Genomic DNA, 12,779 nt, shown 5'->3' on the forward strand with positions numbered 1-12,779 from the left:
GATCCACCCGTGCCAGTCAGGGCCAACGGCATCCATTAAGCTCAAAACACCCCTATTGCGCTGGCTCAAAGCCTCAAAAGGCCATCTCCATATACTTGCACCATGAACATCGCCGACCTGCGCAAGAGCTACGAAAAAGCAGAGCTCAACGAAAACGCCTCCCACGCCGACCCCTTGAAGCAATTTGAGCAATGGCTGCAAGAGGCCATCACCTCCGAAGTGCCCGAACCCAACGCCATGACGCTGGCCACCGTGGCCAGCAACCTGCGCCCCAGTACGCGGGTGGTGCTGATCAAAGGCTGTGATGCGCGCGGCATCGTCTGGTACACCAATTACGACAGCCAAAAAGGCCAAGAGCTTGCGGGTAATCCCTTTGCAGCGCTGCAGTTCCACTGGGTTGAGCTTGAACGCGTGGTGCGCATCGAAGGCCGGGTCGAAAAGGTCAGCGACGAAGAAAGCGACGCTTATTTCCACAGCCGACCACTCGATTCACGCATTGGCGCATGGGCTTCACCACAAAGCCAGGTTATCGACGGGCGCACCGTGCTGGTGACCAACGCTGCCAAATACGCAGCGCAATTCATGCTGCAGCCGCCCCGCCCACCCCACTGGGGTGGCTACCGGTTGGTGCCTGACCAATGGCAGTTTTGGCAAGGCCGAAAAAGCCGTTTGCATGACCGCTTGCGTTACACACCCGCAGGCGATCAGTGGCTACGCGAGCGACTGGCCCCCTGAAGCGCTTACGACGAACAAGCACCACACGGCACTGCGCCTGGCTGTCCTGGTGAGATTAGGCTGGTAACAAGGTCAGCAAGGCCATGGCAAGAGAGATGCCCAACAGGGCCATCAGCGTGGAGATGGCCACGGCAGCAGTGACAGTGTCTTCTGCCTTGTGGTAACGCTGCGAGAACAAAAACACGTTGGCTCCAATGGGCAAAGCGGCGACCACCACCATCACCGACAAGGCCAGCCCGCGCATGCCCAAAGCCCAACCCACAGCCAGCATGAGAGCGGGGTGCAAAACGGTCTTGACCAAAGACAACCGCACAACTGCTGAGAGGTTTTTGCCCACGGGGGTTTGCGACAGTGTGATGCCCACCAGCACCAGTGCGATAGGGCCAAAGGCGCTGCCCAACAATTGCAAAGGTTTGTCAATGACCGGGTGCAAGCCCCAGCCGGTTTGCGCATACAGCAGGCCCACGATGATGGGCAACGGCACAGGGTGCAACACCGCGCTGCGGATGGCCTGGCCCACAGTGCGCCACAGTTGCCCTTTTTGGCCAGAAGCAGCGGCTTGCTCGCTGGCCATTTGCAACTCCAACACCACAGTGGCCATGGTCAGCAGCAACAGCGCATGCAAGGAGATGAGGGTGAACAACAAAACCTGGCCCGCCTCACCATAGGCCAGGCTTATCAGGGGCACGCCGATCATCAAGGTGTTGCTGAAGATGCCGGCCAACGCCAACACCGAAGCGCGCGAATCGCGACCATAGGCGACCAACATGGCAAAAAACAGCACCGCCGCCACCAAAAAGTATTGGAACACCGGGCGCATGTCCAGGCGCTCCAGGTGCACCGAACTCATGGTGCGAAACAGCAGCGCTGGCGTCAGCACCAGAAACACCAGGTTGGACAAATCGCGCACCGACTCGGGCCGCATGAGCTTGGCCTTGCCCGCGACAGAGCCCATCAAGATGAGCAGCACCACGGGCAAAAGAGAGGACATGACGGGATGATCAAGGTTCATCCCTGGATTATCTCGGTAAGCCAGCCCTCTCGAACGGCGGAAACCAAGTAGCGCCGCCCCTTAGGCGACGCCACGCAGGCCATCAAAACGTGGCCTGAACCCCCAACTTGAAGCTGCGACCCGGCAAAGGCGACTTGCCAAAGGCCGTGCTCGTGAGGATGGAACTGGCGCTGTAGGCCAGTTGGTCGGTCAGGTTGTCCAAGCGGGCAAACCAGTTCAGCACCGTGGCGTCTAGCTTTTGGCGGTAAGACACGCTGGCGTTGACCAGGGTGTACGACCCCGTGGCCACGCTGCCTTCGGGCACGCGCTTTTGCTCGGCATGCCAGTCAGCCCCCAGCTTGGCACTCCAGGGACCATGGCTATGCACCAGCGTGGCACCCACACGCATGGGCGCAATGCGCGGCAAGGGCTCCCCCGTGCTGCTGTTGGTGGCCCGCACCGTGTCGGCGCGCCAGTCCAGATCAAGTGTTGAGACTTTTTGCCATAGACGCTGACGACCGTTGACTTCCAGACCCTGGAATTTGGCCCTCACGCCTTGGTAAAGCTGTAATGGCAAAACACCCTCATCATCAGCTGCTTCAGGTCCGACGGGTTCGCCCTCTTCGCCCCGGTACTCGCCCGTGTTCATCAAGCCAATGTAATTGGCAAACTGGCTGGCAAATGCTGTCACGACCATGCGGTTCGGGCCCGACTTCCACGCCAAACCACCATCAAGGCTCTTGGACTTTTCCAAGCCCAAGTCTTTGTTGCCGATTTCCCATGCATGGGTGGCCAGGTGGGGGCCATTGGCAAACAACTCATAGTCTTTGGGCGCACGCTGCGACAAAGCCGCATTGCTGGTCAAAGACCAAGTGGGCGACAACTTAAAGACCACCCCAGCGGCCACACTGAAGGGGGTGAATTTTTTGGCACCGATGCCCTCGTCAAAACGGTCCAGCTCGGGGTTGCCCAAGGATTCGACCCGCACCGACTCCCATCGCGCCCCGGCCGTGACTTGGCCCCAGGCGGTGGGCAACTCTTCGTGCACAAAAAGGGCTTGGCTGCGTGTGCGGCTGAAGGGCGCAAAGGCTTCGTCACCCACCGCAGAAAAGCGGCTCGATTCGGTCTGCACACCGAGCACGCCTTGCCAACCGGCCAGCGCGCGATGGCGCGCCTCGATGCGCAGGTCTTGCCCCTTGTTTGAAAAAACGGTTTCAGGCCCGCCGTTGAAAAACTCGGTATGCCGGTAATCGGTGTGGCTCAGGCGGGCTTTGACGCTGTCAAACCAGCCTGACAGTTGGCGCACTTGCCCCTCCAGCGCGTAGCGGGTGGTCTTCATGCCAATCGTCACTTCGTCTTCGGCCACGGTGCCGTAATCGCTTTGGTAGGTGTTGACCGATGCGCCCAAATAGCCGTGGTCCCAGAAGGTGCTGGCCCCGAAAGCGCCACCCCGGGCGGTGCTGGCGGAGTTGCAAATGCGCCGGGCGTTGGCAGGCGAGCCGGGTTGGGTGCAATCAAGCGACACTGGCACCCGCACATCGCCTGTGCGGCGGTCAAAACCATCCAGGTGCAGGGCATAACGTTCGTTACCCGCCTCTATCAATCCGGCCACACTGCGCTCGTCATTGCCTGTGCCCGCTTGCAGCTGGGCCTTGCCCATCACGCCCGAGATCGGTGCGCGCGGGATGCGGTTGTCGATCACGTTGACCACGCCGCCCACGGCGCTGCCGCCATAGAGCAAGGCGGCTGGACCGCGCAAGACCTCGATGCGGTCGGTGGACAGCACGTCCAAAGGCACCGCATGGTCATAACTGAGCGCAGAGGCGTCCAGGCTGGAGGCGCTGTTGTTCAGCACCCGGATGCGGTCGCCATCAAGCCCGCGAATGACGGGGCGGCTGGCGTTGGGACCAAAGTAGGTGCTGGACACGCCTGGCAAGCCGTTCAGGGTCTCGCCCAAAGTGCTTTGCCCGCGTTCGAGCAGGTCGGCGCGGCCCATGGTGCTGACCGGCACGGTGGTGCTGTCGCGCCCCATGGGGTTGCCGGTGATGACAATTTCGCTGGGCACGCCCGGTGCGGCGTTTTGCGCCCAGGCATTTGAAAAAGACAAAGTGGCCAAGCAGGCATAAGCCAAGGCCGAAAGCTGAAAAGAATGTGTCATAACGGTGTGATTTGAAAAACAGGAACAGGCAAGCGCCTTCCGCCACAGACGGAAAGCCAGCCAGACAGGATCAGGGATTCAAATCAACACAGGCGGCGCACGGGCTTGCGCCGAGGACCAGAGGTCTTGGTCCGGAGAAAAAGCCACCCGAAAAATGGGGGGCACCATGGCCACCCTCGGGGCCAGGCCGGGTGAGCACGTTGCACTCAGCCTTTCGGCTTGGGACAGGTGATCCAGCACACGGCACAGATCGGCGTCGACCTCATGACCCAGGGCGTCTGAATGCCCTTCGTGCCGATGTTCATCGTGCGCAGGCCCCGCATGTGCCTCGTCCAGCCCATCCGGGGCCGATATCGCCTGCAAAGTCCCGTGGTCACGGCCATGCTCAATGCCGTGCCCAATGTTGTGCAGATGCCCCCAAAGCGGGGCCCACAGCAAGGCCGCCACCAGCAAGGTGTGCAGCCAAACAGGCAGGCGTGAACGCGAAAAACTCATGACAACTCAGGTGGACAGCGGCGCATCAATGCGCGTGCTTCATGCCGCAGTATTTGCCCAGCGCCAAGCCCTTGCAGGCGGTTTGCAGCTCTTTGTTGCATTGGGCCGGTTTTTTGCCGGACTCCAGGCATTTGGCCGCCGCCTCGTGGGCCTCGGCCATGGCGCGGTGTCGGGCAATGTCTTCCTGGACTTCTTTGGTGCTGTGTTGTGCCAAGACCCCCCAAGACAAGCTCATGGCGGCAAGAAAAAAGGCAATTTTGTTCATGGGTTTTCTTCGGGTAATTGGCTTTGTGGTGACAAGCTTTCAATCGGACATCGGCCGATACCGGCTGCCAATATTGTCACTCACGCACCAGACGCGCAAACGTCTTTTTGAATTTACTCACCTTGGGCGCGGCCACGGCCATGCAGTAGCCCTGGTAGGGGTTGCGCTCAAAGAAGTCTTGGTGGTAGTCCTCGGCCGCGCTGTAGTTGGCCAGGGCCAGCACCTCGGTCACGATGGGCTGAACAAAAGCGCGGGCAGCCGTCAATTCGGCGATCATCGCCCGCGCCTCTTCGGCCTGCTCGGGTGTGGTGAAGTAAATGCCGCTGCGGTATTGCGTGCCCGTGTCGTTGCCCTGGCGGTTCAACGTGGTCGGGTCGTGGATGACAAAGAGGATTTCCAGCAGCTCGCGGGTGCTGACTTGCTCGGGGTCGTATTCGAGTTTGACCACTTCGTTGTGGCCTGTGCGGCCGGTGCAGACTTCGTCGTAAGTTGGGGCCATGGTCTGGCCGTTGCAATAACCCGACTCCACGTCGGTCACACCGCGCACCTTGACGTACACCGCCTCGGTGCACCAAAAACAGCCGCCGCCTAAGGTCAGGGTTTGGGTCATGTGGGTTCCTTCAAAATCAGACGAGGGAGGGGAAAAGCCAAGCCGTGAACACAATGGCCCACGAAGCAACTGACCGGCAAAGCCATGAAGGCAGCGCAAAAGGCTCATCGCCCACGGGGTGGGCTCCTACAAAAATCGATGCCCCGCCCTGAGGCGATGACATCGAATACCCAAGGATTATCGGCCTTGCAGCACCGCCTGCACAAAGTCCCCCAGCGCCGTCTGGTCTCGGTCGCTGCGCCACAGGCATCGTGTGTCGTAACGTGCATCGACATCGCGCAGCGGCACAAACACTGCGCCCGCCAGCGCTGACTGCTGCAGGGCCTGCGGCACCAGCGCCACGCCCAAACCTTGCGAGACCAAGGACACCACACTCAGCCAATGGCGCAGCTCGTGCACCACCTGCGGCATCCAGCCGGCCTGTTCGCACAGCATCACGATGCGCTCGTGGTAATCGGGCGAAACGGTGCGGGACACAACCACCAGGTCTTGCCCGGCCAGTTCAGCCAGGCCCACACTGGCCGCCCCCGCCAAAGGGTGGCTGGCGGGCAAACAGGCCACCAAAGGTTGACTGGCCACCAAAATCTGCTCAAAACCCGGCGGCACCCGAGGCGTGTGCACAAAACCCACATCCAGGCGCTCGCGCAACAAGTCGGACAGCTGCTCGGACGAGCTCAGCTCGCGCAGCACCAGGCGCAAACGCGGGTGGCTGCTTTGAAAGCGGCTGAGGATTTGCGGCAGGCCGCAGTACAGCATGGTCCCGGCAAAACCGATGTGCAGCTGGCCGGATTGGCCCTCGGCCACATCGCGGGCCTCTCGTGCTGCCGCGCTGGCCTGCGCCAGCAAGGCCCGGGCAGCGGGCACAAAGGCCTGGCCCGCCGCCGTGAGCTGCACCCCCCGGCTGTTGCGGGTGAACAGCTGCGCCCCCACCGAGGCTTCGAGCTGCTGGATGTTCAGGCTAAGCGGCGGCTGCGAAATCGACAGGCGCTGGGCCGCACGGCCAAAGTGCAACTCTTCGGCCAACATGAGGAAATAGCGCAGGTGACGAAATTCCATGAATTAAAATAATGTATTGATAGATAGGCAATCAATATTAGACAACTATTCATCACGACCTGACAATCGGCTTCAAGATTTTTTTACGGAGACACCCACCATGGCCACCACCAAAAACACCTTCAGCTGGGAAGACCCCTTCAACCTCAGCGCGCAATTGACCGATGACGAGCGTCAGGTGCAAGAAGCGGCCCGCGCCTACTGCCAAGATCGCCTGCTGCCCCGCGTGACCGATGCCTTTTTGAGCGAAACCACCGACGTGGCCATCTTCCGCGAGATGGGCGAGCTGGGCCTGTTGGGTGCCACCATACCGGAGCAGTACGGCGGTGCGGGCTTGAACTACGTCTGCTATGGTTTGGTGGCCCGCGAGGTCGAGCGCGTGGACAGCGGGTACCGCTCGATGATGAGCGTGCAGTCGTCTTTGGTGATGTTGCCCATCAACGACTTTGGCTCTGAAGCCCAAAAACAAAAATACCTGCCCAAGCTGGCGCGTGGCGAGTGGATCGGCTGCTTTGGACTGACCGAACCCAACCACGGCTCGGACCCCGGCAGCATGATCACCCGCGCCAAGAAAGTGCCCGGCGGCTACTCCTTGAGCGGTGCCAAGATGTGGATCACCAACAGCCCGATCGCCGACGTGTTCGTGGTCTGGGCCAAGGACGACAGCGGCCAGATCCGCGGCTTCATTTTGGAAAAAGGCTGGAAAGGCCTGTCGGCCCCCGCTGTGCACGGCAAGGTGGGTCTGCGTGCCTCGATCACCGGCGAGATCGTCATGGACGAAGTGTTCTGCCCTGAAGAAAACGCTTTTCCTGAAGTGCGCGGCTTGAAAGGCCCCTTCACCTGCCTCAACAGCGCGCGCTACGGCATCGCCTGGGGTGCTCTGGGCGCTGCCGAAGACTGCTACACCCGCGCTCGCCAATACGTGATGGACCGCCAGCAGTTTGGCCGCCCCTTGGCCGCCAACCAGCTGATCCAGAAGAAACTGGCCGATATGCTGACCGAGATCAGCCTTGGCCTGCAAGGGTGCCTCCGCCTGGGCCGCATGAAGGACGAAGGCACCGCCTCGGTGGACCTGACCTCCATCCTCAAGCGCAACAGCTGCGGCAAAGCACTGGACATCGCCCGCATGGCGCGCGACATGATGGGCGGCAACGGCATCAGCGCCGAATACGGCGTGGCCCGCCACCTGGTGAACCTGGAAGTGGTCAACACCTACGAAGGCACACACGATGTGCACGCATTGATTTTGGGCCGCGCGATCACCGGGATTCCTGCTTTCTCCAATTGAAGCTTGACTCTCAACCACCTAAAAGGCTGCCCATGGGCAGCCTTTTTTGTTGCGGGTCCAGAGTATCCTTGCGCCTTGACGAAGAACTGCGTAAACCGTACATTAATAACCCTTCAGTCATTAAGTTGCCCGTGATCCCCGCCGACCCCCACGCACCCCACAAACGCGAACGACGCAAACAAGACCGCCCGGGCGAATTGCTCGAAGCAGCGCTCGACTTGTTTGTTGAAAAAGGCTTTGCCGCCACCCGGGTGGAAGAGGTGGCATTACGGGCTGGTGTGTCCAAAGGCACTTTGTTTTTGTACTTTCCCAGCAAGGAAGACCTTTTCAAGGCCGTGGTCCGCGAAAACGTGGTCGCCCCCGTGGCTCAGGGTGCGGCCGAGGTGGCGCAGTATCAGGGCAGCAGCAGCGAATTGATCGAATGGATGATGCTGCAGTGGTGGCGGCGCTACGGCGCGACCAAGGCCTCAGGCATTTCCAAACTGGTGATGAGCGAAGCCAACAACTTTCCGGACCTGGCTGATTTTTTTCGCACTGAAGTCATCACGCCCGCCCACGCCTTGGTGCGCAGCGCCTTGCAGCGCGGCATTGACCGGGGTGAGTTCCGTGCCGTCCATGTGGAACTGGCGCTGCACTCGGTCATGTCCCCTCTGCTGTTTTTGGTGATGTGGAAGCACTCCATGGGGCCGTGCTGCCCCAGCCATGAGCAAATTGACCCGGAAGCTTTCATCTCACAACATGCACAATTGTTGGCTCGAGGCCTGTCGAAACCCTGATCCTCACCGGATCACACCCGTCTCACCATGAAAAAATCAACCCTCTGGATCCTCTCGACCGTGGCTGCGGCCGCACTCGTTGCAGGCGGTGCCCGCTGGGCCAGCCAGCGCCAAACCGCCACCGCCCCGACGGCCTCTACCGCCGCAGCGGTGCCCAGCATCGAGCTGGCCGCCTCCGACGTGTTCACCGCCCAGACCCAAACCCTGAGCTTGGGCATCGCCGTATCAGGCTCCCTCAAAGCCACCCAAAGCGCCATCGTCAAGGCCCGTGTAGCCGGTGAGCTGCAAGAGCTCAGCTTGCGTGAAGGCGACCGCGTGCAAGCTGGGCAGGTGATCGCCCGCATTGACCCCTCAGAATACCAAGCGCGCGTGCGCCAAGCACAGCAGCAAGCCGATTCGGCCAAAGCCCAAGTGGACATTGCCCAGCGCCAGTTTGATAACAACCAGGCACTGGTGAACCAAGGCTTCATTTCCCAAACCGCCCTGCTCAACTCCCAGGCCAGCCTGAACGGTGCCAAGGCCACGCACGCGGCGGCACTGGCAGCGCTGGACCTGGCCGACAAGTCACTGGCCGACGCCACGCTTCGCTCGCCCCTGACGGGCGTGGTGGCGCAACGCTTGGCCCAACCTGGCGAGCGCGTGGCCATCGAGGCCCGGCTGATCGAGGTCATCAACCTCTCGCAACTGGAGATAGAAGCCGCCCTGACAGCCGAAGACGCCAGTCGCGTGCGGGTGGGCATGACAGCGCAGTTGCAGGTGGAAGGTGTGGCCCAGCCGGTGCCGGCCAAGGTCTTGCGCATCAACCCCAGCGCCCAAATGGGCAGCCGCAGCGTCGTGGTTTATTTGGGTGTCCAAGGCCGCGAAGGTTTGCGACAAGGCCTGTTTGCCCAGGGCAGTTTGGGCACGCAAAGCCTGCAGGTGCTGGCAGTGCCCGTGAGCAGTGTGCGCACCGACAAACCGCAGCCCTATGTGCAGGTGGTGCAGGAGGGCAAGGTCGCCCACATCACGGTGCGGACCGGTGAGCGCAGCGAAGGTGAGCGACAAAACTTGGTGGCCGTGACCGGCGTGTCCGAAGGCCAGCAAGTGTTGTCGGGCAGCGTGGGGGCCTTGCGCGAAGGGGTGCAAGTCAAGTTCACGGCAACGGCCAAGTCAGATTTGGCCCCGACTGCGGCGCAGGCCACGCCCTCCAGCGCAACGAAATAGCAGGGTTTACAACATGTGGTTCACCCGCGTCAGTTTGCAAAACCCGGTGTTTGCCACCATGGTCATGTTGGCCCTGGTGGTGATGGGCATTTTTTCGTTCCAGCGCCTCAAAGTCGATCAATTCCCCAACATCGACTTTCCGGTGGTGGTGATCAGCACCGAATACCCTGGTGCGTCACCCGAGATTGTGGAAAGCGAAGTCTCCAAAAAAATCGAAGAAGGCGTCAACTCGATCGCGGGCATCAGCGCACTGACCTCGCGCAGCTATGAAAACCAGTCCGTCGTGATCATGGAGTTTCAGTTGCAGATCGACGGCCGTAAAGCGGCCGAAGATGTGCGCGAAAAAGTCGCCTCGCTTCGCCCCTTGCTGCGCACCGAAATCAAAGAGCCCCGGGTGCTGCGCTTTGACCCTTCCAGCCGCGCCGTTTGGTCGCTGGCGGTCATCCCCGATGGCAATCGACTCACCGCGGTCGAGCTGACCAATTGGTCCGAGCAGGTGCTGAAAAAGCGACTGGAAAACGTGCGTGGTGTGGGCTCGGTCACCTTGGTGGGCGGCAGCAAACGCGAAATCAACCTGTATTTGCAACCGGCCAACATGGAGGCCCTGGGTGTGACCGCCGAGCAGGTGGTGGCCGCTGTACGCAACGAAAACCAGGACTTGCCCGTGGGCGCGATCCGCTCGCTGGAGCAAGAGCGCATGGTGCAGATCAGCTCTCGCATGCAAAGGCCCGAGGACTTTGGCCGCATCATCGTGGCACGCAAAAACGGCACTCCCATACGCTTGTCGCAAGTGGCCACGGTGAAAGACGGCGCACAAGAGCTGGAAAACCTGGCGCTCTACAACGGCCAACGCACGCTCTTGATGTCGGTGCAAAAGTCGCAGGATGAAAACACCATCCAGGTGGTCGATGGCCTGGTCAAGGCCGTGGCCGAGTTGAAAGGCCAACTGCCGCCGGGTATCAAGCTCGAGCCCATCACCGACAACTCACGGCCCATACGCGTATCTGTGAACAACGTGCGCCAGACCCTGATCGAAGGGGCCATCCTCACGGTGCTGATCGTGTTTTTGTTCCTCAACTCCTGGCGCTCCACGGTCATCACAGGCCTGACGCTGCCGATCTCGCTGATCGGCACCTTCATGTTCATGCAAATGTTCGGCTTCACCATCAACATGATCACGCTGATGGCGCTGAGCCTCTGTGTGGGTCTGCTGATCGACGACGCCATCGTGGTGCGCGAGAACATCGTGCGCCATGTGCAAATGGGCAAAAGCGCCTACAAGGCCTCTTTGGAGGGCACACAAGAAATTGGCCTGGCCGTGCTGGCCACCACCTTGTCCATCGTGGCGGTGTTTTTGCCGATCGGTTTCATGGAAGGCATCATCGGCAAGTTTTTCCACGAATTCGGCATCACCATCGTGGCGGCCGTGATGATCTCGATGTTCGTCAGCTTCACCCTCGACCCCATGCTCTCGAGCATCTGGCATGACCCGGCCATCGACACGCATGGCAAAAACCAGGCGCCTGTGAGCTTGTACGACAAAAGCATTGGCCGCGTGACCGGCTGGTTTGACCGGGGCACAGAGCGCATGGCCGATGGCTACCAGGGCATCTTGCGCTGGGCACTGGTGCACAGAAAGTCCACCGTGTTTCTGGCGCTGGGTATTTTCGTGGCCAGCGTGTTCATGGTCCGGCTGCTGGGCACCGAGTTCGTGCCCAAAGCGGATTTTTCCGAAACCTCGGTCAAGTTCGAAACCCCAGTAGGCACCTCGCTCGAAGCCACCGAGGCCAAAACACGCCAGGTCGAGGCCATCCTGCGCGACTTCCCGGAAGTGCGCTACACGGTCAGCACCATCAACACCGCCAACGCCCAAGGCAAGAACAACGTCAACCTGTACATCCGTTTGGTTGACCGCAAAAACCGCAGTCGCAACGCCGACCAGATGTCGGCCGTGCTGCGCGAACGCCTGAAACAAGTGCCCGGCATCGCGGTCACGCATGCCGGTTTGCTCGACGCCATTGGCGGCAACAAGCAAGTCGAGTTTTCGCTGCAAGGCCCCGACCAAAAAGAGCTGGAGCGCCTGGCGCTGCTGGCGCTGGCCAAGGTGCGCGACATCCCAGGCCTGGTGGATCTGGACTCCAGCGTGAAACCCAATAAACCTGTCATCGGCGTTGAGGTGCTGCGCGACGTGGCATCGGACCTGGGCCTGGGCACGGCGCAATTGGCGGGGCCTTTGCGCACTTTGGTGGCGGGGCAAACGGTGGGCAACTGGCGTGCCCCCGACGACCAGACCTACGACGTGAACGTGCGTCTGGCACCCGAAGCCCGCAACAGCCCGCAAGACCTGGAACGATTGCCCTTCATGGTGGCACCCGCCGCCGATGGCAGCCCACGCATCGTCCGCCTGGGCCAAGTGGCCAAGGTGAGCGAAACCACCGGTTCCAACCAAATCAACCGGCGCGACATGATGCGCGAAGTGGCCATCAATGCGAACGTGTTCGGACGCTCGGCAGGCGAGGTCTCGGCCGATGTGCGCAAAGCCATGGACAGCCTGAACCTGCCACCCGGATACCGCTACAGTTTTGGTGGCTCGACCAAAAACATGGGCGAGTCTTTCAGCTACGCTTTGTCGGCCCTGGTCATGGCGGTGATCTTCATCTACATGATCTTGGCCAGCCAATTCAAAAGCTTCCTGCAGCCCCTGGCTTTGATGACCTCCCTGCCGCTGACACTGATTGGCGTGGTACTGGCCCTGATGGCGTTTCGCTCGACCTTGTCGATGTTCTCACTCATCGGTGTGATCATGCTCATGGGCCTGGTCACCAAAAACGCCATCTTGCTGGTGGACTTTGCCATCCGCGCCCGCGAGGACGGCCTGGAGCGCAGCGAAGCACTGCTGCTGGCGGCCAAGGTGCGGCTGCGCCCGATTTTGATGACCACCTTGGCCATGATTTTCGGCATGGTGCCGCTGGCCTTTGCCCTGAGCGAAGGCGCCGAGCAACGCGCGCCCATGGGCCAGGCCGTCATTGGCGGGGTGATCACCTCGTCGTTGCTGACGCTGGTGGTGGTACCGGTCGTGTACTGCTACATGGACGATCTGGCCCAATGGCTGCGTGCCAAGGCAGGCCTTGCTCCGGCCCGTCGGGCTCAGGACACGAGCGCCCCTTAAAATCAACAGATATTTGATCAAGACCCCCGCAGG

Annotated in this window: 11 protein-coding genes; 5 read left to right on the plus strand and 6 right to left on the minus strand. The window is 61.0% G+C overall.

Features of this window, described 5'->3' with window-relative positions; translation table 11 throughout:
• Positions 1 to 102 precede the first annotated feature (102 nt).
• Positions 103 to 735 (plus strand): pyridoxamine 5'-phosphate oxidase, encoded by a 633-nt coding sequence (pdxH, locus tag B9Z49_RS10610; RefSeq protein WP_108353396.1) that lies wholly within the window; start codon positions 103 to 105, stop codon positions 733 to 735.
• 55 nt (positions 736 to 790) lie between these two features.
• Here pdxH and B9Z49_RS10615 read toward each other — a convergent pair whose 3' ends face one another.
• From B9Z49_RS10615 to B9Z49_RS10640, 6 genes are all read right to left on the minus strand, one after another.
• Positions 791 to 1,726, minus strand: coding sequence for an AEC family transporter (locus B9Z49_RS10615; RefSeq protein WP_233254592.1), 936 nt, complete (start codon positions 1,724 to 1,726; stop codon positions 791 to 793).
• 103 nt (positions 1,727 to 1,829) lie between these two features.
• Positions 1,830 to 3,884 carry a TonB-dependent receptor gene (locus B9Z49_RS10620; RefSeq protein ID WP_108353398.1) on the minus strand — a complete coding sequence of 685 codons (2,055 nt, stop codon included), beginning with the start codon at positions 3,882 to 3,884 and terminating at the stop codon, positions 1,830 to 1,832.
• Positions 3,885 to 3,962: 78 nt separating this feature from the next.
• Positions 3,963 to 4,379 (minus strand): DUF2946 family protein, encoded by a 417-nt coding sequence (locus B9Z49_RS10625; protein WP_108353399.1) that lies wholly within the window; start codon positions 4,377 to 4,379, stop codon positions 3,963 to 3,965.
• 25 nt (positions 4,380 to 4,404) lie between these two features.
• Positions 4,405 to 4,644 (minus strand): hypothetical protein, encoded by a 240-nt coding sequence (locus tag B9Z49_RS10630; RefSeq protein ID WP_108353400.1) that lies wholly within the window; start codon positions 4,642 to 4,644, stop codon positions 4,405 to 4,407.
• A 76-nt stretch (positions 4,645 to 4,720) separates the two neighbouring features.
• The gene (gene msrA / locus B9Z49_RS10635; protein WP_108353401.1) at positions 4,721 to 5,254 is read right to left on the minus strand and encodes a peptide-methionine (S)-S-oxide reductase MsrA; all 534 of its coding nucleotides are present in this window, start codon (positions 5,252 to 5,254) and stop codon (positions 4,721 to 4,723) included.
• A 177-nt stretch (positions 5,255 to 5,431) separates the two neighbouring features.
• Positions 5,432 to 6,310 (minus strand): LysR family transcriptional regulator, encoded by an 879-nt coding sequence (locus B9Z49_RS10640; protein ID WP_108353402.1) that lies wholly within the window; start codon positions 6,308 to 6,310, stop codon positions 5,432 to 5,434.
• 100 nt (positions 6,311 to 6,410) lie between these two features.
• Between B9Z49_RS10640 and B9Z49_RS10645 the strand changes: the two genes are divergently transcribed.
• From B9Z49_RS10645 to B9Z49_RS10660, 4 genes are all read left to right on the plus strand, one after another.
• The gene (locus B9Z49_RS10645) at positions 6,411 to 7,598 is read left to right on the plus strand and encodes an acyl-CoA dehydrogenase (RefSeq protein ID WP_108353403.1); all 1,188 of its coding nucleotides are present in this window, start codon (positions 6,411 to 6,413) and stop codon (positions 7,596 to 7,598) included.
• Positions 7,599 to 7,729: 131 nt separating this feature from the next.
• The gene (locus tag B9Z49_RS10650) at positions 7,730 to 8,374 is read left to right on the plus strand and encodes a TetR/AcrR family transcriptional regulator (RefSeq protein WP_233254593.1); all 645 of its coding nucleotides are present in this window, start codon (positions 7,730 to 7,732) and stop codon (positions 8,372 to 8,374) included.
• Positions 8,375 to 8,401: 27 nt separating this feature from the next.
• On the plus strand, positions 8,402 to 9,577 hold the full coding sequence (locus tag B9Z49_RS10655; RefSeq protein ID WP_108353405.1) for an efflux RND transporter periplasmic adaptor subunit: 1,176 nt from the start codon (positions 8,402 to 8,404) through the stop codon (positions 9,575 to 9,577).
• A 13-nt stretch (positions 9,578 to 9,590) separates the two neighbouring features.
• Positions 9,591 to 12,746 (plus strand): efflux RND transporter permease subunit, encoded by a 3,156-nt coding sequence (locus B9Z49_RS10660; RefSeq protein WP_108353406.1) that lies wholly within the window; start codon positions 9,591 to 9,593, stop codon positions 12,744 to 12,746.
• Positions 12,747 to 12,779 lie beyond the last annotated feature (33 nt).

The organism is Limnohabitans sp. 2KL-51 (assembly GCF_003063645.1).
Classification (GTDB): Bacteria; Pseudomonadota; Gammaproteobacteria; order Burkholderiales; family Burkholderiaceae_C; genus Limnohabitans_A.